Here is a 22944-nt window from a genome sequence, read left to right on the forward strand (position 1 = left end):
TCCCTCACAGGTCTTTTTCAAAGGAACCTCATCCACCGAAATGGACGGGGTATCAACTTTTTGGCGTTGATTTTTGGCACGCTGTTGAGTTCTCAAGGAACGGACGCTTCCTTTGTTCCTGTTTCCAGGCCCTCCGGGCGCTTCCTTCGTTTCCAACTCTACCAGATCATTTCCGTTGTCGTTTCCGACTCTGGATTTGAATTCGGTGACCGTTGGGGGGTCTTTGCCTTTCGGCGCTCCACCACATTAGCGCTTATCCCGTGGGGCTCATAATCGGCCGTTCGGAATCGAATTCGGACATGCCGAATAAGACCCCGCCAGGGGTAAGTCGTAGGTAGTGGGTTGGCCGCTCTGGGGGTCTGCTGATAGCAATGCCCCGTTCAAGTGGCTCGGGCTACGTTAGTCGTCCGCAGGCGCCGAGTCAAGTGGAGCGGCGGCGTGGCACGTGGGCCCGGTACGGGCTCACCGTCGGGTCGTGGGTGATCCAGTAGCGGTACGGGTGGGCCGCGCCGTCGCCGCCGACTCCGGTGCGGGGACCGTTGCTCAGGAGGTCCGGCGGGACCGGGGTGCCCGCCAGCAGGAACAAGGGGGAATCTGGGCCGGTGCAGAGGTCCGTGCCGTCCAGGGAGCGGTCCACGGCCAGGGCGGTGGCCAGGCGGGCAGGCCCCTTGGCCAGTTCTCGGTCCGATCGTGCTGCAGCTCGGCGGGTGCGGGCGAGATCCGCGCCCACCGTGATCTCCCCGGCCCGGAGCAGCACACCGCTGGCGTGGCCGGGCGGGCCGCAGACCACGTTGAGGCTGAACCACATGCCGTAGATGAAGTAGACGTACGCGTGTCCGGGTGGGCCGAACATCGACGCGTTGCGCGCCGTCCGGCCGCGGTAGGCGTGGGAGCCCGGGTCGGCTTCCCCCTCGTACGCCTCCACCTCCGTGATGCGCAGTTCCACGGGGCCCTCCGGGGTGCGGCGGACCAGGGTGCGGCCGAGGAGGTCCGGGGCCACGGTGAGGACCGGGCGGTCGAAGAAGGACCGGGGCAGGGGCGTACGGTCGGGGCGCGCGCTCATCCAGTCGAGGGTAGTGGACTGCGTACTCCTGCAACCGGGGCCTAAGGTTCCGCGTTTGTAGGGGTAGTCCCGCGCGTGGTCGCTCGGGGCTGGTCGAGCAGAACTTTTTCGAGCACGTCGTATAAGGGGAGTCAGAGCATGGGGTTCAGGAAGCTGTTCGCGAGCCTGGGTGCCGGTGGTGCTTCGGTCGACACGGTCATCACCGAGCCGAACGTCGTGCCGGGCGGGATCGTCCAGGGCGAGGTGCGGATCCAGGGCGGGTCCGTGGAGCAGCAGATCGAGGGGCTGTCCGTAGGGCTCCAGGCGCGGGTGGAGGTGGAGGGCAACGACCAGGAGTACAAGCAGGACGTCGTCTTCACCAAGCAGCGTCTCGGTGGTGCCTTCCAGGTGCAGGCGGGCGCGCTGCACGTGGTGCCGTTCGGGCTGGAGATCCCCTGGGAGACGCCGATCACCCACTTCGGGGGGCGTCAGCTTCCCGGGATGAACATCGGGGTCAGCACGGAGCTGGAGATCGCGCGCGCGGTGGACGCCGGCGACCTCGACGCGATCAACGTGCACCCGGTGCCGGCGCAGCAGGCGATCCTCGACGCCTTCACGCAGCTGGGCTTCTCCTTCCGCAGCGCTGACATGGAGCGCGGGCACATCCGCGGGACGCGGCAGACGCTGCCGTTCTACCAGGAGATCGAGTTCCTGCCGCCGTCGCAGTACCGGGGGCTGAACCAGGTCGAGCTGACCTTCGTCTCCGACGGGCGCGAGATGGACGTCGTGCTGGAGATGGACAAGAAGCCGGGTCTGTTCAGCGAGGGCAGTGACACCTTCCGCTGCTTCCAGGTGGGGCTGCAGTCCTACCAGGGCACCGACTGGGCGGCCTACCTGAACCAGTGGATCTCGTCGGTGGGTTCGCAGCGCAACTGGCTCTGAGCGGATCTAGGCTCGGTACCGGTACCGGTACCGGTACCGGTCAGCCTCGACTCAATCCAGCAGGAGGTTCCGCAGTGGCCGAGCAGAGCAGGGCGCCGCTCCCCCACGATTTCCATCCGGCGGTGCACGCGTTCACCGTGAGCAGCGCGGACCTGGAGCCCGGGGCCGATCTGGGGCCCGCCCAGGTGCTGTCCGGTGGGAACGTGTCGCCGCACCTGCGGTGGGAGGGGTTTCCGGAGGCGGCGAAGAGCTTCGCCGTGACCTGCTTCGACCCGGACGCGCCGACGGGGAGCGGGTTCTGGCACTGGGTCCTCTTCGACCTGCCGGCCTCGGTCACCGAGCTGCCGGCGGGGGCGGGCTCCGGGAAGTTCGAGGGGCTGCCCGCCGGGGCCGTGCACGTACGCAACGACTACGGCACGCAGGACTTCGGCGGTGCCGCTCCCCCGGCCGGGGAGCGGCACCGGTACGTGTTCACCGTGTACGCCGTGGACGAGGAGAAGCTCGGTCCCGGGGCGGACGTGTCGCCGGCCGTCGTCGGCTTCAATCTGCGGTTCCACACGCTGGGGCGGGCGCAGCTCATCGGTGAGTACGAGGCTCCCGCGGGCTGAGCGTTCCGCACTTCGTTCTCCGAGCGTTTGCCCGGTCCTGGTCTAAAGACGACCAGGACCGGGCATTTTTATTGCGTTGTCCCGCGTGGCGCGCGCGACCAGAGTGGTTGCGGGCCTTGCCGCCAGGGTGGTCGCGGGCCTGCACACGGGAGGTGGGCGAGATGCGGGACACGCTGGTGCTCAACGCGAGCTTCGAGCCGCTGTCGACGGTGACGATGAACCGGGCGGTGGTCCTGGTGCTCCAGGACAAGGCCGTGGTCGAACAGGCGCATCCCGAGTTCCGTGTGCGCGCGGCCACGATGGATCTTCCGTTGCCGCGGGTGATCAGACTCTGCAGGTACGTCCGGGTGCCCTTCCGGAGACATGCTCCCTGGTCACGAAGGGGGGTGTTGATCCGGGACCAACACCGGTGCGCGTACTGCGGGAAACGTGCGACGACCGTGGACCACGTACTTCCGCGGGCTCAGGGGGGTGGGGACACCTGGTTGAACACGGTGGCCTCCTGCTCCGAGGACAACCACCGCAAGGCGGCCCGGACCCCGGAGGAAGCGGGGATGCCGCTCCTCCGGAAGCCCTTCGTTCCCTCGCCGGGCGACGCCATGCTGCTCGCGCTGGGGGTGGGCGGGCGGGAGGCGCTGCCGGAGTGGCTGGAGCGCTCCGCGTAGGGCCGCGGATGATCGCGTAGGGCGGGCTCGGTCCGCCGGGTAGGCGGCTCCGCTGGGCGACGTACGTCTTCTACGTCGCTCAGCGGAGCAGGAGCTGGACGATCGCGATGATCCCGACCGTCACGATGACCGCGCGCAGAGCGGTGGGCGGCAGCCGGCGGCCCACCTTGGCGCCGATCTGGCCGCCGATGGTGGAGCCGACCGCGATGAGCAGGACGGCCGTCCAGTCGAAGTCGGCGACGAAGAGGAAGAAGACGGCGGCGATGCCGTTCACCATCGCCGCGACGACGTTCTTCACCGCGTTGATCCGCTGGAGGTCGTCGCGGAGCAGCAGGCCCATCAGGCCGACGTAGAGCACGCCTTGGGCGGCGCCGAAGTAGCCCCCGTACGCGCTGGAGAGCAGCATGCCCGACAGCAGCAGCGGGCCGCCGTCGGGGTGGCCGGTGTCGCCTCCCGCCGCCTCCTGGCGCCTGCGCAGGGCGGCGGCGAGCCGCGGCTGGAAGACGACGAGGACGAGGGCCAGGCCGATCAGGACCGGCACGATCGTGTCGAAGGAGTCCGACGGCAGGGTCAGGAGCAGGATCGCGCCGGCGAGTCCGCCGACGAGGGAGACGGCGCCGAGCCGGATGACGCGGGCGCGTTGGCCCTGGAGCTCCTTGCGGTAGCCGATGGCTCCGCTGATCGAGCCGGGCACGAGGCCGAGTGTGTTGGAGACGTTGGCCGTGACCGGCGGCAGGCCGGTGGCCAGCAGCACCGGGAAGGTGATCAGGGTGCCGGAGCCGACGATGGTGTTGATGGTGCCGGCGCCGATGCCGGCCGCGAAGACCGCGAGTGATTCCCAGATGGACATGGGCGGGGTCGTCCCCTTTGCATGAGTGGGTCGCCTCCCCGCCGTGAAGGTCGAGGGGCCTCACCGATCATGCCGGAGGGGGCGGCCCGTTCAGTCGATGGGGGGCTGCTCGCGGCGTTCCGCGGCGTCCTTGTCGCGGGCGGCGGGGATGCCGCCGCCGTCCTTGGCACCGTCCTTGCCGGAGTTCTGCGGGTTGAAGCCGGAGGCGGCGCCCATCGGGCCGAAGTTGCCCATCGCTCCGGAGAGGCCCTTGAGGGCGTCGCCGATCTCGCTCGGGACGATCCAGAGCTTGTTCGCGTCGCCTTCGGCCAGCTTCGGGAGCATCTGGAGGTACTGGTAGGCGAGCAGCTTCTGGTCGGCGTCGCCGGCATGGATGGACTCGAAGACCGTACGGATGGCCTGGGCTTCGCCCTCGGCGCGCAGGGCGGCGGCCTTGGCGTCACCTTCGGCGCGCAGGATGGAGGACTGCTTCTCGCCCTCGGCGCGCAGGATCTCGGACTGGCGGACGCCTTCGGCCTGGAGGATCGCGGCACGCTTGTCGCGGTCGGCGCGCATCTGCTTCTCCATCGAGTCCTGGATGGAGGTCGGCGGCTCGATGGCCTTCAGCTCGACGCGGTTGACGCGGATGCCCCACTTGCCGGTGGCCTCGTCGAGGACTCCGCGCAGGGCCGCGTTGATCTCCTCGCGGGAGGTCAGGGTCCGCTCCAGGTCCATGCCGCCGATGATGTTGCGGAGCGTGGTGACGGTGAGCTGCTCGATGGCCTGGATGTAGCTGGCCACCTCGTACGTCGCGGCCCGGGCGTCGGTCACCTGGTAGTAGATGACGGTGTCGATGTTGACGACCAGGTTGTCCTGCGTGATGACCGGCTGCGGCGGGAAGGGGACGACCTGTTCGCGGAGGTCGATCCGGTTGCGGATCGAGTCGATGAACGGGACGACGATGTTGAGGCCCGCGTTGAGGGTGCGGGTGTAGCGGCCGAATCGCTCGACGATGGCGGCGCTGGCCTGCGGGATCACCTGGATCGTCTTGACCAGTGCGATGAAGACCAGAACCACCAGAATGATCAGAACGATGATGATCGGTTGCATGCGGTTCCCCGTGCCCTTCCGGCTGTCTGTGCTGCCCCGTTCAGCGGAGTCTCGCAGACCCCGGGGCCGCGGGTCGGCTGCTTGCCCACATGTGGCGTGCACACAGGTGAGTTGCTCACGTGCTGGTTCGTCACATGACGACGGCGGTCGCCCCGTCGATCTCCACGACGTCGACGGACTGGCCCGGTTCGAAGGTGATGTCGGCGTCCAGGGAGCGTGCCGACCAGATCTCGCCGGCCAGCTTGATCCGGCCGCCGCCACTGGCGTCCACGCGTTCCAGGACCACGGCGCTGCGGCCCCTCAACGCGTCGACTCCACTGCGGTGTTGGGGTTTCTGGTTGCGGTGCCGGTTGGCGATCGGGCGGACGACCGCGATGAGCGCGACCGACACGGCCACGAAGACCAGGACTTGGGCGACCACTCCCCCGCCGAGGGCCGCCGTCACGGCGGCCGCCACCGCTCCGGCGGCGAACATGCCGAATTCGGGCATCGCGGTCAGGACGAGGGGAATGCCCAGTCCGACCGCGCCGATGAGCCACCACACCCACGCGTCGATGTCCACATGGTCATGGTAGGTCGGGTGGGCGCGGTCAGGACAGGGTGCGACAGGTCCCGGCGCGGACTACCGCAGGGGCAGTCCCTGGGCGGTCCACCGGTCGCTCTCGTTGCGCTCGACGACGAGCGGCAGGCCGAAGCAGAGGGAGAGGTTGCGGGAGGTCAGTTCGAGGTCGATCGGTCCGGCCGCGACCACCTTGCCCTGACGGATCATCAGCACGTGGGTGAAGCCGGGGGCGATCTCCTCGACGTGGTGCGTGACCATGATCATCGACGGGGCGAGCGGATCGCGGGCGAGCCGGCCGAGACGTCGTACGAGGTCTTCGCGGCCGCCGAGGTCCAGACCGGCGGCGGGCTCGTCGAGCAGCAGCAGCTCGGGGTCGGTCATCAGCGCGCGGGCGATCAGGGTGCGCTTGCGCTCGCCCTCGGAGAGGGTGCCGAACTTCCGGTCGAGGTAGGGGGTCATGCCGAGGCGGTCGAGGAAGGCGCGGGCGCGCTGCTCGTCGATCTCCTCGTACTCCTCCTGCCAGGTGGCCGTCATGCCGTACGCGGCCGTGAGCACCGTCTCCAGCACGGTCTGGCGCCTGGGCAGCTTGTCGGCCATCGCAATGCCGGCCATCCCGATGCGGGGGCGCAGCTCGAAGACGTCCACCTTGCCGAGGGTGCTGCCGAGGATGGTGGCGGAGCCCTTGGTGGGGAAGAGGTAGCTGGAGGCGAGGTTCAGCAGCGTGGTCTTGCCGGCGCCGTTGGGGCCGAGGATCACCCAGCGCTCCCCCTCCTTGACCGACCAGGAGACCTGGTCCACCAGAGCCCGGCCCTCGCGGACCACGGATACGTCCACCAGCTCCAGAACATCGCTCATGAGCGTGTTGTCTCCCCTTGCAGTCTCGGTTCGTCTGTGCGCCGCCCCGTCCGTGGGCGCAGCCCCAGGGGAAAACCTACGCCACTCGGGGAGGGGTCCGGGCGCGGGCCCTGGTCGCGGGGGCCGTCCGTAAAGTGGGGGGATGCTTTTCGAACCGCGTTCAGGGCGGCTGGCCGCCTGGGGGAACGCTCTGCTGTCCGGTCTCGTCTCGCCCGACGAGGCCGTGTCGTCGATCGTGGGCGAGGACTCGGTGCACCGGGTGGAAGGGCTGCCCGGGGAGTCCGGCCCGGTGGGGCTCACGCTGGCGCTGGGCCGGCTGCGGGTGCTGGGGGTGACCGGGCTGCGGATCGCGCTCCCGGCGCCGGGGCACCCGCTGGGGCTGAGCGGGCCGCCGGAGTTCAACGCGCGGGCGCTGGACGCCGAGGAGGCGGTCGTCGCGGTGGGTGCGGCGGTCGGACTGGTGCCGGAGGTCCACGAGGCGGGGCCCGCGGGTGACGTCCACGTGTCGGTGACCTGGCACTGCATGCCGGTACGGGAGGCCCCGCCGGCGGACGTGCCGTCGCTCGGCGAGGCGGAACGGGAACTGGCGGAGGCGCTGCGCGAGGCCACGGTGGTGCTGACCCGGCTGGACGTGGCGGGATCCGGGCCCGTCGCGGAGGCGGCGCTGTCCGCGTACCGGGCGCGGACGGAGGCCGGGCGGGACGCGCTGGCGCCCGGGTATCCGGCGCGGGCGGTACGGGTCCTGTCGCTGGCGCAGCGGGTGGACCTGCTGGTGTCGCTGGCGACCGAGCGGGGGCACGGGGCGGCGGTGGCGGCGTCGGAGATGGCCGCGCGGGCGGAGGCGCTGCGACCCGTGGAACGGGTCGCCCGCCGGGCGCTGGTCGCGGCGTACAACTCGGCCGTCGAGGAGCAGTACCGGTAGCCGCCGGGCACGGAGGGCGGGGGCTTGTGCGGCGCCGTTGCGCGAGCGTCCCCGGCTGCGCCGGGTCTTCTTGAGCGGCGGGCCTTCTGGGGCGCCCCGAGCCCCGCGCTGCTTCGAGCGCCGGCGGGGCTGGATCTGCCCGGCCGTGGCGGAAGGGCGTCGGCTCCGCTTCCCAGGGAGAGGGGGGAAGCGGAGCCGAGGTGTGTGGCCGCTACGCGGGCCCGGACTCACGCCGGACGGAGTCCGGCGCAGCGCGACGAAGCCTGCGGAGCAGGGCGAGCAGCGCGTGAAACGGGTGTCAGTGGTTGACGCCCGTGTTGCCCCAGGCGCCGTTGAGCAGGCCGATCACGTTGACCGAGTTGCCGACCACGTTCGCGGGGATGTGGACGGGGAGCTGGAGCTGGTTCCCCGCGGCCACGCCGGGCGAGTTCAGGGCCTCGCCCTCCGCCGACGCACCGCCGTGCGCCGAGGAGACACCCGCGCCGGCGGCGAGGAGGCCGCCCGCGATCATGGTGACTGCAGTGGCCTTCTTGAAGTTCTTCACGTTCTCGTCCTCCAGTACGTCTGCCGCGGCCAGCCGCCGCGGCACGTCATGAAGAACGCTCATCCGACGAATGGGATGCGCCATGTGGGCTACATACACCCGACCGTATGAATCACCGCCCGTATGACTCACCGCGCGATGCCGTGTCTGACCGCCCACAGGGCCGCCTGCGTACGGTCCGCGAGGTCCAGCTTCATCAGGATGTTCGAGACGTGCGTCTTCACCGTCTTCTCGGACAGGACGAGCGCGCGGGCGATCTCCCGGTTCGAGCGCCCGTCCGCTATGTGGTTCAGCACCTCGCGCTCGCGTTCCGTCAGGTTGCCGCCGCGGCCGGACGACGGGACGGGGCCCTCCTCGGCGAGCAGCGCCCCGGCGACCTCCGGCTGGAGGAGGACGTGGCCCGCGTACACCGAGCGGATGGCGGCGGCGAGGGCGTCGGGGTCGATGTCCTTGTACACGTAGCCGGCCGCGCCCGCGCGGAGGGCGGGGACCACCGTGCGCTGCTCGGTGAAGCTGGTGACGATCAGCACGCGCGCCGGGTTCGCCAGCGCGCGCAGTCGGCGCAGCGCCTCGATGCCGTCGGTGCCCGGCATCTTGATGTCCATCAGGATGACGTCGGGGCGCAGTTCCTCGGCGCGGTCGATGCCCTCGTCGCCGTCGGCGGCCTCGCCGACCACCTCGATGTCGTCCTGGACCTCCAGGAAGGTGCGCAGGCCCCGCCGGACCACTTGGTGGTCGTCCACGAGCAACACCCTGACGCGGCCGTTACGGCCCGGTGTGTCAGCCACCGGGTACCTCCAGTTCGATCGTGGTGCCGGTGCCGGGCTCGGACCGCACGGCGAGGCTGCCGCCGACGCCGGCGGCCCGGTCCCGCATGGAGACCAGGCCGAGGTGCCGGCCGGCCCGGCGGACGGTGGGAGGGGAGAAGCCGGTTCCGTCGTCGGTCACCCGGAGCCGGGCTCCGCCGGCCTCCCGGCGGGTCAGGGTGACGTCGATCCGGTGTCCGGCCGAGTGGCGCAGGGCGTTGTGCAGGGCCTCCTGGGCCACGCGCAGGACCGCCTCCTCCTGGGCCGCGGGCAGGGCCCGTACGCCGTCGCAGGTGAAGGTGACCTGGGCGGTATGCGCCCGGTCCAGGACGCGGACCTGGTTGCGCAGGGTGGCGATGAGGCCGTCCTCGTCGAGGGCGGCGGGGCGGAGCTCCGTGACGGCCGCACGCAGTTCGTCGGCGGCCTCGGCCGCGAGGGTGGCGACCTGCTGGAGCTCGTCCTTGGCGCGGGCCGGGTCCCGGTCCACCAGGGCGGCGGCAGCCTGCGCCGTCAGGCGGAGCGAGAAGAGCTTCTGGCTGACCGCGTCGTGCAGCTCGTGGGCCAGGCGGGAGCGCTCCTCGGCGATGGTCAGCTCGCGGCTGCGCTCGTAGAGGCGGGCGTTGGTGAGGGCGATCGCCGCGTGCTGGGCGAGGAGGGAGAGGAGTTCCTCGTCCTCGTCGGTGAAACCCCGTTCCCCGCCGGGGGTGCTCCGCTTGTTCGCGAGGAAGAGGGCGCCGAGGGTCTCCTCGCCGTCCCGGATGGGCAGCCCGAGGAAGTCGGACATGTCGGGGTGGGCGGCGGGCCAGCCCTCGAAGCGGGGGTCCTGGCGTACGTCGGCCAGCCGCTCGGGGCCGTCCTGGTGGAGCATCGCGGCGAGGATGCCGTGCTGGCGGGGCAGCGGGCCGATCGCCCGCCACCGCTCCTCGCTGATGCCGTCCACGACGAACTGGGCGAAGCCGCCGTGGTCGTCCGGGACACCCAGGGCCGCGTACTCGGCGTCGAGCAGCTCGCGGGCCGAGACGACGATCGTGCGCAGCACGTCGCGGACCTCCAGCCGGCGGCTCATGGCGAGCAGCGCGGTGCTCACGGCGGCCAGGCCGCCGCCGCGGGGGCCTCGGGGTCCGGAGTGCATGGCCTCACCGTACTCGCGGCGCCGGGGCGGGCGGATCGGGCCGGGGGCGTAGGACCCGCGGGGTGGCGGCCGAGTCCATCGGGACCTGGCGGGGTGCGGCCCGTGGCCGAGACGGCGGGGCGGCGGGGTTCCCGGGTCGGGGCGCGAGCGCGGGCCGGGCGCGCGGTGGGGGCGGGGCGATGGTGGCGGCCGGGGCCTCCGGGGGCGCGCCGGGGAGTCGGACGGGCGCGGGCGGCGCGGGGCTGGGACCCGGTGCGGAGTGCATGGTGCACGGGCTCCCCGGCGGGGGCCGAGGAGGTGCTGCGGGGTGCGTGGGCGCGGGCACGGGTCGCGGTGGCCCGGGGGCCTCGCGGCGGACCGGGCGGAGGGGGTGGCGGCGCGGGGCCGGGACCTGGTGCGCTGCCACGGTGCACGGGTTCGCCGGCGGGGGCCGGGGAGGAGTTGCAGGGTGCGCGGGCGCGGGCGCGGGTCACGGTGGCCCGGGGGCCTCGCGGCGGACCGGGCGGAGGGGGTGGCGGCGCGGGGCCGGGACCTGGTGCGCTGCCACGGTGCACGGGTTCGCCGGCGGGGGCCGGGGAGGAGTTGCGGGGTGCGCGGGCGCGGGCGCAGTGGCCGGGGAGGTGTCCTCGGTGGCGCGTCGGGCGGAGCGGGTGCTGGCGCGGGGGCTGGGCGGGCTGAGGGACATTCCGGCCGGGTCTTGCGGCCCGGGTCCCCGCCGGCGGCGGGGCCGGGACGGGACTCGGTGCGGCCGCTGGTCGCGGAGGGCACCTAGAACGACTGCGCACGCTCCCGGAGTCGGCCGGGCCGGGCGGACCCGTGGTGGACACCTCGGCGACGCTGTCGGCCGCCGTGGACGGGCGGCCCGGGGGCGAGGGGCTCGGCGCGCGCGCTTCCCACTCGGAATGAGGACTGCTGCCGTGCGGCGGGGCTCCGGGACCGGGACCGGGCCGTACGGGAGACGGCCCGGCCGCGGGGCCGCCGGGCCGTGGCGGAGGGGCCGGGCGGGGGGCGCCCTTCCCCGGCGGCCCGCCGGCTCTGGGGCGGGCCGCCCCGCCGGGGGGCCGCCGCGGCCGTCGCGGAGCCGGCGGGCGGGTGGCGCCCTTCACCAGCGGGAGCCGTCGGCCCTGGGGGCGGGCCGGCCGGGGGCCCGCCGAGGCCGTCGCGGACCGCCGGGCGGGTGGCGCCCCTTACGGCGGGAGCCGTCGGCCCTGGGGGCGGGCCGAGCGTGGTGGGCGCGGGCGCTGGAGTCGGCCGCACGGTGCCGTCGGGGCGGGGAAGTGCTTGCGGAGGGCTATGGCGGACTGGACTGTCGTGGCGCGGGGCGCACCGGCGGTCGGGCCCTGGGGGCCGGGTCTCGATCCCGGCTGATGCCGGGGGGCCGTGGCCGGACGTGATCAGGTACGTACTGCGGGAGGGGGTCGCCTCAGCCGTAGCAATGCCGGGGGCGGACGGGGGCCGAGTCCGTACTGCGCGGGGACGCCTCAGCTATAGCGGACCTGGCTGGGGCCGGGGTGGCGGCGGCCGGACGAGGGGCCGGACCGCACTGCGCGGGGGCGCCTCAGCCGGTAGCGGACCTCGCTGCGCCGGGGGCGCGGCCGGACGAGGAGCCGGGTCTGTGCTGCGCGGGGACGCCTCAGCTGTAGCGACCCTGGCTAGGGCCGGGGGCGGTGGACGGACGGGAGGCCTGTCCGTACTGCGCGGGGACGTCTCAGCCGTAGCGGATCTGGCTGGGGCCGGAGGGCGATGGACGGACGGGGGCCGGGTCCGTACTCCACGGGGACGCCTCAACCATGGCGAACCCGGCTGGCGCCGGGGGCGGTGGACGGACGGGGGGCGGATCTGTACTGCGCAGGGGCGTCTCAGTTGTAGCGGACCTGGCCGGGGGCGGATGAGGGGCCGGGCCGTGGTGCGTGGGGACGTCTCAGCCGTAGCGGATCTGGCTGGGGCCGGAGGGCGGTGGACGGACGGGGACCGGGTCCGTACTGCGCGGGGGCGTCTCAGCTGTAGCGAGGCTGTGCCTTTGGCATGAGTTCTGGGGCGGTCCACTGCTACTCAAGGATGAGAACGGTTACTCAATGGATTGCTGACGCAACGGTTGGTGAGATTGATACGTGACCGATGTGAGCCCGCACATAGGACGCACATCACTTACGAAGCTCCCTAGTGGACGAATAAAGGCCCTGTTAACGCCGACTCGCGTGGCCTGAGCCCCGAAATCGGGGCTCGGCTCCGGCCCCTGATCCACTAAGCGGGATCGTACGTCACACCTTTGCCACAGGATTTTGCCACCGCTAAGAATTGCTCTCGCCGCACAGCGCCGCGGATCCCGGATCCGGCAGGCGCTTTCCTGCGGCCCCCGCTATTCGAAGAGGTTGCTACGCATGACCGAGACCAGCACTCCCGGCCACAGTCGTCGTCTGACGATGACGAAGGCGCACAAGCTTTCCATCGCCGGTGTAGCCACCCTGGGCACCGCCGCCCTCGCCTTCTCCCTCGTACCGGCCGGCGCCGCCGAGACGCAGACGGCCGTCGCCGCCGCTCCCGTCGCCTGGTCCAAGGTCGTCGACGGTGCGCAGACGCAGGCCGTGCAGCAGCACCTCACCGTTCAGCAGGTCGTCGCGGACCAGCAGGCCAAGGTCGCGAAGGCAGCCCAGGCCGCCAAGGACACGGCCGCCAAGGCCAAGGCCGAGGCGGACGCCAAGAAGGACCGCGAGCAGAAGGCGGCCGCCAGCCGTTCCGCGAACCGCGCGCCGGTCTTCGCGAACAACCTGGATGGCTGGATCAAGGAAGCCCTCTTCATCATGAAGAAGGAGGGCATTCCGGGCACCTACGCCGGGATCCACAAGAACATCATGCGCGAGTCCAGCGGCAACCCGATGGCGATCAACAACTGGGACATCAACGCCCAGAACGGCATCCCCAGCAAGGGTCTGCTCCAGGTCATCGCCCCGACCTTCAAGGCGTACCACGTCAAGGGCACCAAGTTCGACCAGTACGACCCGGTCGCCAACATCGTCGCGGCCTGCAACTACGCGGCCGACCGCTACGGCTCCATGGACAACGTCAACAGCGCCTACTAGGCCTCTGGCGTCCTCCCCAGCCCCCCATGCGCCTCAGGGCGGCCCCGGTGTTCCGGAGCCGCCCTGAGGCGTTCGTGCGTGCCCGCGCGCGTACGCGGAACCCTGCGCCTACTTGCCCGCGCGCATGACCTCGGGCTCGTGGCGGCGCAGCAGGCGCTGTACGGCGAAGCCGCACGCGACGCCGAGGAGCAGCAGGATCGTGATGTTCAGGCCCCACTGGCCGGCCGTGGCGTCCCAGAGCGGGTCGGTGTTGGTCGGGTTCTCCGCGTCCCACGGCGGCATGAGCACGCCGAGGTTCAGCGTGGTGCCGGCGGCGGCGATCGCCCAGCGGGACGGCATCAGCCAGGCGAACTGCTCCAGGCCCGGAGAGTCGTAGACCTGGAAGAGGATGCCGGTGAAGACGACCTGGACGATCGCGAACATGACGAGCAGCGGCATGGTCTTCTCGGCGGTCTTCACCAGCGAGGAGATCACCAGGCCGAACATCATGGAGGTGAAGCCGAGCGCGATGACCGACAGGCAGATCTCCACGGCCGGCGGCATCAGCAGGCCCTCGGCGGGCAGGTCGCGCGGGTAGAAGCCGATCGCGCAGATGATCACGCCCTGGATGGCCGTGATGAACCCGAGAACGATCACCTTCGACGCGAGGTACGCCGACCGGGACAGGCCGGTCGCGCGCTCGCGCTCGTAGATCACGCGTTCCTTGATCAGCTCTCGGACCGAGTTCGCCGCACCGGAGAAGCACATGCCGACCGCGAGGATCAGCATGATCGTGCCGGCGTCGCCGTTGAAGCGGGACGGCGCCACGGGCGGCGCGAGTCCGAACTTCGCGGGGATGACGACGGAGACCACGCCCAGGACCGCCGGGAGGATCAGCATCAGCCCGATGAAGCCCTTGTCGGACGCGATGACCGACATGTAGCGGCGCATGAGCGTCCAGAGCTGGGAGCCCCAGCCCTGCGGCTTCGGCGGCCGGGTCTGCTGCACGGAGGGCTGCACCGACTGGGGGGCGACCGCGTCGATGTCGGCGGCGTAGAGCTGGTAGTGCTGCGAGCCCTTCCAGCGGCCGGCCCAGTCGTAGTCGCGGTAGCTCTCGAAGGCGGAGAAGACATCGGCCCAGGTCGAGTAGCCGAAGAAGTTCAGCGCCTCGTCCGGCGGGCCGAAGTACGCGACCGAGCCGCCCGGGGCCATGACCAGCAGCTTGTCGCAGATGGCCAGCTCGGCGACCGAGTGCGTGACGACGAGGACCGTGCGGCCGTCGTCGGCGAGGCCGCGCAGCAGCTGCATGACATCGCGGTCCATGCCCGGGTCGAGGCCGGAGGTGGGCTCGTCCAGGAAGATCAGCGAGGGCTTGGTCAGCAGCTCCAGGGCCACGGACACGCGCTTGCGCTGGCCGCCCGAGAGCGAGGTGATCTTCTTGTCCTTGTGGATGTCGAGCTTGAGCTCGCGCAGCACCTCGTTGATGCGGGCGGCGCGCTCGGACTCGGCGGTGTCGCCAGGGAAGCGGAGCTTGGCCGCGTACTTGAGGGCGGTGCTGACCTTCAGCTCCTTGTGCAGGATGTCGTCCTGCGGGACCAGGCCGATGCGCTGGCGGAGCTCCGCGAACTGCTTGTACAGGTTGCGGTTGTCGTAGAGGACGTCGCCCTCGTTGGCCGGGCGGTAGCCGGTCAGCGCCTTGAGGAGCGTCGACTTGCCGGACCCGGAGGGGCCGATGACACCGATCAGCGACTTCTCGGGGACGCCGAAGGTGACGTCCTTGAGGATCTGCTTGCCGCCGTCGACCGTGACCGTGAGGTGGCGGGCCGAGAAGGAGACGTCACCGGTGTCGACGAACTCCTCGAGGCGGTCGCCGACGATCCGGAAGGTCGAGTGGCCGACGCCGACGATGTCGTTCGGGCCGAGCAGCGCCGTGCCCGACTTCGCCAGCGGCTGGCCGTTGACGTAGGTGCCGTTGTGGCTGCCGAGGTCGCGGATCTCGAAGCGGCCGCCCGGCATCGAGTGGAACTCCGCGTGGTGGCGGGAGACCTGGAGGTCGGAGACCACCAGTTCGTTCTCCAGCGCACGGCCGATGCGCATGACGTGGCCCAGCGCGAGCTGGTGGAACGTCGTCGGGCTGCGGTGGTCGCCGTAGCCCGGGGTGCCGCCTCCGCCCGGCTGCTGCTGGTGCTGCTGGTGCTGCTGGTGCTGCTGCGGGAAGGGCTGCGCCTGGTGCGGCTGCTGGGCCTGCTGCTGCGGGAACGGCGGGGCCTGCTGGACCTGCTGTTCCCAGGGCTGCGGCGGCGCCTGCGGCTGCTGCGCCTGCGGCTGTTGCGCGTACGCCTGGGCGGGCGCCTGCTGCGCCACGGCCGGCTGCGGCGCCGGGGCGGCCGCGGCCGCGCCCGCGACCGGATTCAGCCGAGGGCCGTCGGTGGCGTTGCCCAGGTGCACCGGCGTGCCGGGTACGAGTTCGGCCTGCTGGACCCTCGCCCCGCGCACGTAGGTGCCGTTGGTGCTGCCGTGGTCCTCGATTCCCCAACCCCGCCCGTTCCAGGCGATGGTGGCGTGCCGCCACGACACCCGGGCGTCATCGATCACGACGTCTCCCTGGGGATCGCGCCCCAGCGAGTACGACCTGGACGGATCGAGCGTCCAGGTCCTTCCATTCAATTCCAGTACGAGTTCCGGCACTCCAGCCCCACTTAAGTCCCCCGAGAATCCCCCATGACGTCAGGGAGTCTAGGGATGGCGAACATCCGGGGGAACTATTTCAGGCGCAGGGCCACAAGGGGAATCCGGGCCACGTGGCGGCGCCCTGAGAGGCCCGCCGAGGGGGTTGAAAGCGGTGCGGAAGGTGTGTTTCAGGACGTCGTGGCATCCCCCGGCCGCGGCGGAGGCACCGCTTCCTCGCCGCGGGCGGGTTCGCTCCCGCCCTCGGCTCTCCGTCCCACGCGTGGCCCCTCCCGCCGTCCGGCGCGTTTCTCCCCCGGACCTCCACGCGCCCGGCGCACGCCCCGCGCACGCCCCGCGCATGTCCAGCACGTGTCCTTCGCACGTCCGCCGCGCGGCTCCCGCACGTCCGTACGGAGCGAAACGGTTCCGCCAGGTGGGACGGGGCTCCGTGCGCACAGGCCGGGGAGATACGGTGAAGGCACCATGAGCGCTTCGCAGACCTCCGACGTCCCCACCCTCCTCGTCAAGATCTTCGGCAAGGACCGTCCCGGGATCACCGCCGGGCTGTTCGACACCCTCGCCGCCTACTCCGTCGACGTCGTCGACATCGAGCAGGTCGTCACCCGGGGCCGCATCGTCCTGTGCGCCCTCGTCACCCACCCGGCCGCGGGCACCGAGGGCGAGCTGCGGGCCACGGTCCACAGCTGGGCCGAGTCCCTCAAGCTGCAGGCCGAGATCCTCTCCGGTACCGGTGACAACCGGCCGCGCGGCAGTGGCCGTTCGCACGTCACCGTGCTCGGGCACCCGCTCACCGCCGAGTCCACGGCCGCCGTCGCCGCGCGGATCACCGCGACCGGCGGCAACATCGACCGCATCTTCCGGCTCGCGAAATATCCGGTGACGGCGGTGGAATTCGCCGTCTCCGGCACCCCGACCGAGCCGCTGCGCACCGCGCTCGCCACCGCCGCCGCACAGATCGGCGTCGACGTGGCCGTGGTCTCGGCCGGGCTGCACCGGAGGGCCCAGCGCCTCGTCGTCATGGACGTGGACTCGACCCTGATCCAGGACGAGGTCATCGAGCTCTTCGCCGCGCACGCCGGCTGTGAGGCCGAGGTCGCCGAGGTGACCGAGCGGGCCATGCGCGGGGAGCTGGACTTCGAGCAGTCGCTGCACGCCCGGGTCGCGCTGCTGGCGGGGCTGGACGCCTCCGTGGTGGACAAGGTCCGCTCCGAGGTGCGCCTCACCCCGGGTGCCCGTACCCTGATCCGCACCCTCAAGCGCCTCGGGTACCAGGTGGGCGTGGTCTCCGGCGGGTTCACGCAGGTGACGGACGACCTGCGGGAGCGGCTCGGGCTGGACTTCGCTTCCGCCAACACCCTGGAGATCGTCGACGGGAAGCTGACGGGCAAGGTCACCGGCGAGATCGTGGACCGGGCCGGCAAGGCCCGGCTGCTGCGCCGCTTCGCCGCGGAGGCCGGCGTACCGCTGGCCCAGACGGTGGCCATCGGCGACGGGGCCAACGATCTGGACATGCTGAACGCCGCCGGGCTGGGTGTGGCCTTCTGTGCCAAGCCGGTGGTCCGCCAGGCCGCGCACACCGCGGTGAACGTGCCGTTCCTGGACGCCGTGCTGTACCTGCTCGGGATCACCCGCGAAGAGGTCGAGGCCGCCGACCTGGCCTGACGAGGACGGCTGCCCCTTACGACGGAGCGGGCCCCGGCACTTCCACAGTGCCGGGGCCCGCTCCGTCGGCGTAGCCGTCGGGGGGTGCGCGTCAGCCGTGCGGGGTCCAGAAGTCCAGCAGCGTGCCCACGCCGTGTTCCACGGACTTCCACGAACCGGTGAAGGAGACGACGGCGATCCCGGAGGTCGGGAAGCCGCTGCGGTTCATCCGGGTGAGGACGTCACCCTGCGCGCCCCCGGAGAGGGCGTCGGCCAGCGCGTGCATACCGGGGTTGTGGCCGATCACCAGGAGGTTCTTCACGTCGTCGGAGGTCTCGTTGACCAGGGCGATGAGCTCGCCCAGCGAGGCCTCGTAGAGCCGTTCCTCGTACGTGGTCTTCGGCCGGTGCGGCAGCTCCTGGACGGCCAGCTTCCAGGTCTCCCTGGTCCGGGCCGCGCTGGAGCAGAGGGCCAGGTCGAAGGTGATGCCGGTCTGGGCCAGTTTCTGGCCCGCGGCCGGGGCGTCGTGCCGGCCGCGCTCCGCCAGGGGGCGGTCGTGGTCCGTGCCGTCCGACCATTCGGCCTTGGCGTGCCGGAGGAGGACGATCCTGCGTGGTGTGTCGGCGCTCATGACTCCCAGCTTCGCATGGATCGAGCCACGGGGCGCAGGGCGTTGAGGGGGTCACCCGCAGGTGTGGGGCAGTGCGGGCGCGCCCCGGCGCAGGGCCGCGCGAATGGGCTCCCGGTGGCTGGCGCCTCGTCAGCCGACGGCGCTGAGCAGCCGTTCGGTGACGTGGACGAGGGCGGAGCCGTCGCCGGATGCGGCCTGGGCCTGGCCGGATCCGGCCAGGAGTATGAGCAGGAGGCCGAAGGCGAGGGCGGGCAGGGCGAGGGCCCACCAGGGCAGCCGGGCGTCGGCCCCGGCGGCGCGGGGAGCGGACAGGCGGCCGGGGGCCAAGTGCGTGGGGGCCAGCTGCGTGGGGGCCGACATGGCCGCCTCCGTGGGGTGGTCGGACGGGCTCGCTCTTGCTCTTCGAATCTAAGGATTCGAGCAGGCGGTTCCCATCCGGGACGCACCCCAGATGTCCCTGAGCCTGACCCCCTAGGGGTTGGGGGGTTAACCCCACCCCCTACGGCGAGGCGAGGGTGGCGACGACGGAGATGATCACGGTCACCAGCAGCATCGCGCCCAGCACGAGGCCGAGCTTCCGGTGGCCGTTCTGGGGGTTCGGTTCAAGTACGGGCGACATGCCGATCAGTCTCGCATGCCGCATTCGTCCTCGATCGTGCGGTCCCGGCCCGCCAGCACGCCGAGCGCGATCTGCGGGACGAGCAGACCGGCCATCAGGGCGAGGGGCAGGTCCCAGCCGCCGCTGTGCTGGTAGAGGACGCCGATGACGAGCGGCCCGGGGATGGAGATGAGGTATCCGGTGCTCTGGGCGAAGGCGGACAGCTTGACCACGCCCGCCGGGGACTTGGCGCGCAGGCCGATCATCGTGATGACGAGCGGGAAGGCGCAGTTCGAGATGCCGAGCATCAGGACCCACGCCCAGGCCCCGGCGGCGGGGGCGAAGTAGAGCCCGAGGTATCCGGCGAGGCCGAAGAGGCCGAGGACGACCGCGATGGGGCCCTGGTTCTTCATCCGTCCGGCCAGCCCGGGGATGATGAAGGCGAGCGGGACGCCCATGACCATGGTGACGGCGAGCAGGACGCCCGCGGTGGACGCGGAGACCCCGGCGTCGCGGAAGATCTGCGGGAGCCAGCCCATGGTGATGTACGCGCCCGTGGCCTGGAGCCCGAAGTAGCAGGCGAGGGCCCACGCGGTGCGGCTGCGCGCGACGCCGGGCCCGGCGTCGGGGCGGACGGCCGGTGCCGAGGCGGCCGCGGCCGCGGCCTTCTCCTTGCGGGCCGCCGCCGCGATGGCCAGCCAGGGCAGCACGGCCGTCGCCGCGAGGAAGGCCCAGATCAGCAGGCCGGTGCGCCAGCTGCCGCCGAGGGCCCGGGTCATCGGGACCGTCGCCGCCGCGGCGAGCGAGGTGCCGGCGGCCAGGCCCATGGAGTAGAGGCCCGTCATCGTGCCGACCCGGTCGGGGAACCAGCGCTTGACGATCACCGGCAGGAGCACGTTGGTCAGGGCTATGCCCGCCAGGGTCAGGGCGCTGGCCGCGAGGAATCCGGCGGCGTTGGTGGCGAAGGGCCGGATCAGCAGGCCCACGGCGACGGCGGCCATGCCGGCGCAGACCACGGCGGCCGGGCCGAAGCGGCGGGAGAGCCGGGGTGCCGTGACGCCGAACACGGCGAAGCAGAGGGCGGGTACGGAAGTGATGAGCCCGGCCACGGTCCCGCTCATGCCGAGGCCCTCGCGGGCCTCCTCGAACAGGGCGCCGAGGCTGGTGATGGCCGGCCGCAGGTTGAGGGCGGCCAGCACGATGCCGACGAGGAGCACGGGTCCCAGCCACGCCGGCTGCGGGGCGGCGGCGGGGCCGGGAAGGGGCTGCGGGGATGCCGTGCGGGCGGCCTGGGGCCGGTTCAGGGTCTGGATTTCTTCGTCGGACATTCGACCATCATAGAATCATGGGATGATTGGCTGTCCACCCCGCAGCCGTATCGTGACCGTCACTCGCACCGCACCCGCCCCCGAGAGGAACCCCGACCGCATGCCGCTGACCTCGCCCCGGCGATCCGCGCTCGTCGATCAAGTGATCGCCCAGCTCAGGAACCAGATCACCACCGGCGAATGGCCCGTCGGCTCCCGCATCCCCACCGAGCCCGAGCTCGTGGAGCTGATGGGCGTCGCCCGCAACACCGTGCGGGAGGCCGTACGGGCCCTCGCGCACAACGGCCTCCTCGACATCCGCCAGGGCTCGGGGACGTACGTCATCGCCACCAGCGAGCTGGCCGGAGTCATGCACCGCCGCTTCGCCGGCGCCGATCCCCGGCACGTCGCGGAGCTGCGCTCGACGCTGGAGTCCGCGGCCGCCCGTCTCGCGGCGGAGCGGCGGACGGCGCGGGACCTCGTACAGCTGGACGTGCTGCTGGCGCGGCGCGAGGAGGCCTGGTCGGGCGGGGACGCCGAGCCCTTCGTCGCGGCGGACGTGGCCCTGCACATGGCGGTGGTGGCGGCCTCGCACAACGAGGTGCTCATCGAGCTGTACGCGGACCTCGGCGACCTGGTGGCCGACTGGCTGCGCACCGATGTGGGCACGCAGCTCGATCCCGCCTCGCACCTGGACCACGCCCGGCTGATCGAGGCGATCCGGCGCGGGGACGGGGACGCGGCGGCCTCGGAAGCGGCCGGCTATCCGTTCGCCTGCCTGGCCGAGGAGGGGCGGTCCGCGGGGGTCACTGCCGCTGGTGGCTGACCCAGGCGGAGCGGACTTCCTTCCAGCAGCGGCCCGAGAGCTCCACCCGGCCGGCCGGGCCGACGGCCACGGCGGCGCCGTCCCCGTCCACGTCCCACCAGCGGTCGCATTCCACGTGCAGGCGGACCAGGTCGGTCTGCGGATAGCCGTTGTGGCAGAAGGCGACCACCTGCGAGCCGTTGATCTCGGTGTCGCAGTCGGCCCCGAACAGCTCCCGGGCGGCGGGGCGCGCGGGCTGCACGGGCGGTTCGGCGGGGATCTGGGCCAGATCGACCACGGCCGGGGCCTGGACGTCCGTACCGGGCGCCGGGACGGGCACCTGGTCCCGCCCGACTGCTCCCGGGAGCAGGAATCCGGTCAGGACGACCGAGGTGATCAGCAGGGATACCGCTCGGCTCCGCCTCGCGCGCACTCCCGTACCTCCTCCCCGCCCGAGCCGGGAAGATCCCGACGGGCCCAGTTTGCAGGCAAATGTCCCGATTTTCGACTCGGGAAGATCCGGCCCGGGGGCGGACATCTGATCGAGCGGCCCCCTACGGTCCCCACCCCGCGCACCGAAACGGCGGCGGCCGCGCCTCCCGGAAGGGAAGACGCGGCCGCCGCCGTACGGATGGAACAGGCACCCTGGACCGGGAAGACCGGACGGGTCAGGCACCCATCGCGTGCAGACCGCCGTCGACGTGGATGATCTCGCCGGTGGTCTTGGGGAACCAGTCCGACAGCAGGGCGACGACGCCCTTGGCGGCCGGCTCCGGGTCCGACATGTCCCACTCCATCGGGGAGCGGTGGTTCCAGACGTCCGCCAGGTCGGAGAAGCCCGGGATGGACTTCGCGGCCATCGAGCCGAGCGGACCGGCCGAGACCAGATTGCAGCGGATCTTCTCCTTGCCCAGGTCACGGGCCAGGTAGCGGCTGGTGGCCTCCAGGGCGGCCTTGGCCGGGCCCATCCAGTCGTACTGCGGCCACGCGTACTGCGCGTCGAAGGTGAGGCCGACGACCGAGGCGCCCTCGTTCTCCGGGAAGAGCGGCTTGCACGCCATGGTCAGCGACTTCAGCGAGAACGCCGAGACGTGCATGGCGGTGGCGACCGACTCGAACGGGGTGTTCAGGAAGTTGCCGCCGAGCGCGTCCTGCGGCGCGAAGCCGATGGAGTGGACGACGCCGTCGAGGCCGCCGAGCTCCGCGCGGACGAGCTCCTCCACGCGCGCCAGGTGCTCGTCGTTGGTGACGTCGAGCTCGATCACCTTGACGGGCTTGGGCAGCTTGCGGGCGATGCGCTCGGTCAGCGTCGGCCGGGGGAACGCGCTGAGGATGACCTCGGCGCCCTGCTCCTGGGCCAGCTTGGCGACGTGGAAGGCGATGGAGGATTCCATCAGCACCCCGGAGACGAGGAGGCGCTTTCCGTCGAGAATTCCGCTCATGGTGATCAGTGACCCATGCCCAATCCGCCGTCAACGGGAATGACGGCACCAGTGATGTACGCGGCGTTGTCGGACGCCAGGAAGCTGACCGCGGCCGCGATCTCCTCGGGCCGCGCGTAGCGGCCCAGGGGCACCTGGCCGACGATGCCGGCCCGCTGCTCGTCCGTGAGCACCTTCGTCATGTCGGTGTCCACGAAGCCCGGGGCGACGACGTTGAAGGTGATGTTGCGGGAGCCCAGCTCACGGGCGAGGGAGCGGGCGAAACCGACCAGGGCCGCCTTGGAGGCCGCGTAGTTGGCCTGGCCGGCCGAGCCGAGCAGTCCGACGACCGAGGAGATCAGGACGACTCGGCCCTTCTTGGCGCGCAGCATGCCGCGGTTCGCGCGCTTGACCACGCGGAAGGTGCCGGTGAGGTTGGTGTCGACGACCGAGGCGAAATCCTCCTCGGACATGCGCATCAGCAGCGTGTCCTTGGTGATGCCGGCATTGGCCACGAGGACCTCGACCGCGCCGTGCGCGTCCTCGACCTGCTTGTACGCCTGGTCGACCTGGTCGGAATCGGTGATGTCGCAGCGGACCGCCAGCACGCCGAGGGCCGTGAGCTCCGCCGGGGGCTCGCCCGACCGGTACGTGATCGCGACCTTGTCCCCGGCTTCCGCGAAAGCTCGGGCGATGGCGAGGCCGATGCCCCGGTTACCTCCGGTGACGAGAACCGAGCGGCTCAACGGATCACCCTTTCGACTAGCGGTCTGA

At 71.6% G+C, this 22944-nt stretch carries 23 protein-coding genes; 7 read left to right on the forward strand and 16 right to left on the reverse strand.

Annotated features, from left to right (window positions below; all coding sequences use genetic code 11):
• Positions 1–421 precede the first annotated feature (421 nt).
• On the reverse strand, positions 422–1063 hold the full coding sequence (locus tag AC6CKD_RS08640; RefSeq protein WP_498326310.1) for a DNA-3-methyladenine glycosylase: 642 nt from the start codon (positions 1061–1063) through the stop codon (positions 422–424).
• A gap of 138 nt (positions 1064–1201) precedes the next feature.
• Between AC6CKD_RS08640 and AC6CKD_RS08645 the strand changes: the two genes are divergently transcribed.
• From AC6CKD_RS08645 to AC6CKD_RS08655, 3 genes are all read left to right on the forward strand, one after another.
• The gene (locus tag AC6CKD_RS08645) at positions 1202–1984 is read left to right on the forward strand and encodes a sporulation protein (RefSeq protein WP_266909861.1); all 783 of its coding nucleotides are present in this window, start codon (positions 1202–1204) and stop codon (positions 1982–1984) included.
• Positions 1985–2058: 74 nt separating this feature from the next.
• On the forward strand, positions 2059–2592 hold the full coding sequence (locus AC6CKD_RS08650) for a YbhB/YbcL family Raf kinase inhibitor-like protein (RefSeq protein WP_498326311.1): 534 nt from the start codon (positions 2059–2061) through the stop codon (positions 2590–2592).
• Between the two features lie 161 nt (positions 2593–2753).
• A complete protein-coding gene (locus AC6CKD_RS08655; RefSeq protein ID WP_385369627.1) occupies positions 2754–3257 on the forward strand; it encodes an HNH endonuclease in 504 nt (167 codons plus the stop codon).
• Positions 3258–3336: 79 nt separating this feature from the next.
• Here the strand turns inward: AC6CKD_RS08655 and AC6CKD_RS08660 are convergent, their stop codons facing one another.
• The 4 genes from AC6CKD_RS08660 to AC6CKD_RS08675 form a co-directional block, all read right to left on the reverse strand.
• Entirely contained in the window at positions 3337–4107 is a 771-nt protein-coding gene (locus AC6CKD_RS08660) for a sulfite exporter TauE/SafE family protein (RefSeq protein ID WP_498326313.1), read from the reverse strand.
• Between the two features lie 90 nt (positions 4108–4197).
• Entirely contained in the window at positions 4198–5196 is a 999-nt protein-coding gene (locus AC6CKD_RS08665; RefSeq protein WP_498326315.1) for an SPFH domain-containing protein, read from the reverse strand.
• Positions 5197–5326: 130 nt separating this feature from the next.
• The gene (locus tag AC6CKD_RS08670) at positions 5327–5758 is read right to left on the reverse strand and encodes an NfeD family protein (RefSeq protein WP_478687521.1); all 432 of its coding nucleotides are present in this window, start codon (positions 5756–5758) and stop codon (positions 5327–5329) included.
• Between the two features lie 60 nt (positions 5759–5818).
• Entirely contained in the window at positions 5819–6613 is a 795-nt protein-coding gene (locus AC6CKD_RS08675; RefSeq protein WP_498326316.1) for an ABC transporter ATP-binding protein, read from the reverse strand.
• A gap of 142 nt (positions 6614–6755) precedes the next feature.
• Between AC6CKD_RS08675 and AC6CKD_RS08680 the strand changes: the two genes are divergently transcribed.
• Complete coding sequence (locus tag AC6CKD_RS08680; protein WP_498326317.1) at positions 6756–7535, forward strand: Rv1486c family protein; 780 nt, start codon at positions 6756–6758, stop codon at positions 7533–7535.
• Between the two features lie 298 nt (positions 7536–7833).
• Here AC6CKD_RS08680 and AC6CKD_RS08685 read toward each other — a convergent pair whose 3' ends face one another.
• The 3 genes from AC6CKD_RS08685 to AC6CKD_RS08695 form a co-directional block, all read right to left on the reverse strand.
• Positions 7834–8079, reverse strand: a complete 246-nt coding sequence (locus AC6CKD_RS08685; RefSeq protein ID WP_498326926.1) for a chaplin — start codon at positions 8077–8079, stop codon at positions 7834–7836.
• Positions 8080–8207: 128 nt separating this feature from the next.
• Positions 8208–8867 (reverse strand): response regulator, encoded by a 660-nt coding sequence (locus AC6CKD_RS08690; protein WP_498326318.1) that lies wholly within the window; start codon positions 8865–8867, stop codon positions 8208–8210.
• Positions 8860–10017 carry a GAF domain-containing sensor histidine kinase gene (locus AC6CKD_RS08695; protein WP_498326319.1) on the reverse strand — a complete coding sequence of 386 codons (1158 nt, stop codon included), beginning with the start codon at positions 10015–10017 and terminating at the stop codon, positions 8860–8862. The genes AC6CKD_RS08690 and AC6CKD_RS08695 overlap by 8 nt, the downstream gene beginning before the upstream one ends.
• A gap of 2381 nt (positions 10018–12398) precedes the next feature.
• On the opposite strand from AC6CKD_RS08695, the gene AC6CKD_RS08700 reads away from it, so the two are divergent.
• The gene (locus AC6CKD_RS08700) at positions 12399–13097 is read left to right on the forward strand and encodes a transglycosylase SLT domain-containing protein (protein ID WP_498326320.1); all 699 of its coding nucleotides are present in this window, start codon (positions 12399–12401) and stop codon (positions 13095–13097) included.
• Between the two features lie 108 nt (positions 13098–13205).
• Here AC6CKD_RS08700 and AC6CKD_RS08705 read toward each other — a convergent pair whose 3' ends face one another.
• A complete protein-coding gene (locus AC6CKD_RS08705) occupies positions 13206–15764 on the reverse strand; it encodes an ABC transporter ATP-binding protein/permease (RefSeq protein WP_498326321.1) in 2559 nt (852 codons plus the stop codon).
• A gap of 465 nt (positions 15765–16229) precedes the next feature.
• Here AC6CKD_RS08705 and serB point away from each other — a divergent pair, with 465 nt between their 5' ends.
• Complete coding sequence (gene serB / locus AC6CKD_RS08710; protein ID WP_498326322.1) at positions 16230–17429, forward strand: phosphoserine phosphatase SerB; 1200 nt, start codon at positions 16230–16232, stop codon at positions 17427–17429.
• Between the two features lie 91 nt (positions 17430–17520).
• Here serB and AC6CKD_RS08715 read toward each other — a convergent pair whose 3' ends face one another.
• The 4 genes from AC6CKD_RS08715 to AC6CKD_RS08730 all read right to left on the reverse strand — a co-directional run bounded on the left by AC6CKD_RS08715 (position 17521) and on the right by AC6CKD_RS08730 (position 19965).
• Positions 17521–18039 carry a SixA phosphatase family protein gene (locus AC6CKD_RS08715; protein WP_498326324.1) on the reverse strand — a complete coding sequence of 173 codons (519 nt, stop codon included), beginning with the start codon at positions 18037–18039 and terminating at the stop codon, positions 17521–17523.
• A gap of 129 nt (positions 18040–18168) precedes the next feature.
• The gene (locus AC6CKD_RS08720) at positions 18169–18399 is read right to left on the reverse strand and encodes a hypothetical protein (RefSeq protein ID WP_498326325.1); all 231 of its coding nucleotides are present in this window, start codon (positions 18397–18399) and stop codon (positions 18169–18171) included.
• Positions 18400–18538: 139 nt separating this feature from the next.
• Positions 18539–18658 (reverse strand): SGM_5486 family transporter-associated protein, encoded by a 120-nt coding sequence (locus AC6CKD_RS08725; protein WP_422521678.1) that lies wholly within the window; start codon positions 18656–18658, stop codon positions 18539–18541.
• A gap of 5 nt (positions 18659–18663) precedes the next feature.
• Positions 18664–19965: a CynX/NimT family MFS transporter gene (locus AC6CKD_RS08730; RefSeq protein ID WP_498326326.1), complete on the reverse strand. Its 1302-nt coding sequence runs from the start codon at positions 19963–19965 to the stop codon at positions 18664–18666.
• A 100-nt stretch (positions 19966–20065) separates the two neighbouring features.
• Between AC6CKD_RS08730 and AC6CKD_RS08735 the strand changes: the two genes are divergently transcribed.
• Positions 20066–20770 (forward strand): FadR/GntR family transcriptional regulator, encoded by a 705-nt coding sequence (locus AC6CKD_RS08735; protein WP_498326327.1) that lies wholly within the window; start codon positions 20066–20068, stop codon positions 20768–20770.
• Here AC6CKD_RS08735 and AC6CKD_RS08740 read toward each other — a convergent pair.
• From AC6CKD_RS08740 to fabG, 3 genes are all read right to left on the reverse strand, one after another.
• A complete protein-coding gene (locus AC6CKD_RS08740; RefSeq protein ID WP_498326328.1) occupies positions 20751–21182 on the reverse strand; it encodes a hypothetical protein in 432 nt (143 codons plus the stop codon). The two genes, AC6CKD_RS08735 and AC6CKD_RS08740, sit on opposite strands and share 20 nt — an antisense overlap.
• A 235-nt stretch (positions 21183–21417) precedes the next feature.
• Positions 21418–22191 carry an enoyl-ACP reductase FabI gene (gene fabI / locus AC6CKD_RS08745; RefSeq protein ID WP_498326329.1) on the reverse strand — a complete coding sequence of 258 codons (774 nt, stop codon included), beginning with the start codon at positions 22189–22191 and terminating at the stop codon, positions 21418–21420.
• A 5-nt stretch (positions 22192–22196) separates the two neighbouring features.
• Positions 22197–22916 carry a 3-oxoacyl-[acyl-carrier-protein] reductase gene (fabG, locus tag AC6CKD_RS08750; RefSeq protein WP_498326330.1) on the reverse strand — a complete coding sequence of 240 codons (720 nt, stop codon included), beginning with the start codon at positions 22914–22916 and terminating at the stop codon, positions 22197–22199.
• Positions 22917–22944: the final 28 nt, after the last annotated feature.

It is taken from the genome of Streptomyces sp. GQ60 (assembly GCF_059758875.1).

Coding starts and splice junctions, on each gene's coding strand:
- AC6CKD_RS08680 (WP_498326317.1), top strand. CDS start 6,756: ATGCTTTTCGAACCGCGTTCAGGGCGGCTGGCCGCCTGGGGGAACGCT.
- AC6CKD_RS08725 (WP_422521678.1), bottom strand. CDS start 18,658: ATGTCGCCCGTACTTGAACCGAACCCCCAGAACGGCCACCGGAAGCTC.
- AC6CKD_RS08715 (WP_498326324.1), bottom strand. CDS start 18,039: ATGAGCGCCGACACACCACGCAGGATCGTCCTCCTCCGGCACGCCAAG.
- AC6CKD_RS08730 (WP_498326326.1), bottom strand. CDS start 19,965: ATGTCCGACGAAGAAATCCAGACCCTGAACCGGCCCCAGGCCGCCCGC.
- AC6CKD_RS08700 (WP_498326320.1), top strand. CDS start 12,399: ATGACCGAGACCAGCACTCCCGGCCACAGTCGTCGTCTGACGATGACG.
- AC6CKD_RS08735 (WP_498326327.1), top strand. CDS start 20,066: ATGCCGCTGACCTCGCCCCGGCGATCCGCGCTCGTCGATCAAGTGATC.
- fabI (WP_498326329.1), bottom strand. CDS start 22,191: ATGAGCGGAATTCTCGACGGAAAGCGCCTCCTCGTCTCCGGGGTGCTG.
- AC6CKD_RS08675 (WP_498326316.1), bottom strand. CDS start 6,613: ATGAGCGATGTTCTGGAGCTGGTGGACGTATCCGTGGTCCGCGAGGGC.
- serB (WP_498326322.1), top strand. CDS start 16,230: ATGAGCGCTTCGCAGACCTCCGACGTCCCCACCCTCCTCGTCAAGATC.
- AC6CKD_RS08660 (WP_498326313.1), bottom strand. CDS start 4,107: ATGTCCATCTGGGAATCACTCGCGGTCTTCGCGGCCGGCATCGGCGCC.
- AC6CKD_RS08655 (WP_385369627.1), top strand. CDS start 2,754: ATGCGGGACACGCTGGTGCTCAACGCGAGCTTCGAGCCGCTGTCGACG.
- AC6CKD_RS08695 (WP_498326319.1), bottom strand. CDS start 10,017: ATGCACTCCGGACCCCGAGGCCCCCGCGGCGGCGGCCTGGCCGCCGTG.
- AC6CKD_RS08640 (WP_498326310.1), bottom strand. CDS start 1,063: ATGAGCGCGCGCCCCGACCGTACGCCCCTGCCCCGGTCCTTCTTCGAC.
- AC6CKD_RS08665 (WP_498326315.1), bottom strand. CDS start 5,196: ATGCAACCGATCATCATCGTTCTGATCATTCTGGTGGTTCTGGTCTTC.
- AC6CKD_RS08645 (WP_266909861.1), top strand. CDS start 1,202: ATGGGGTTCAGGAAGCTGTTCGCGAGCCTGGGTGCCGGTGGTGCTTCG.
- AC6CKD_RS08720 (WP_498326325.1), bottom strand. CDS start 18,399: ATGTCGGCCCCCACGCAGCTGGCCCCCACGCACTTGGCCCCCGGCCGC.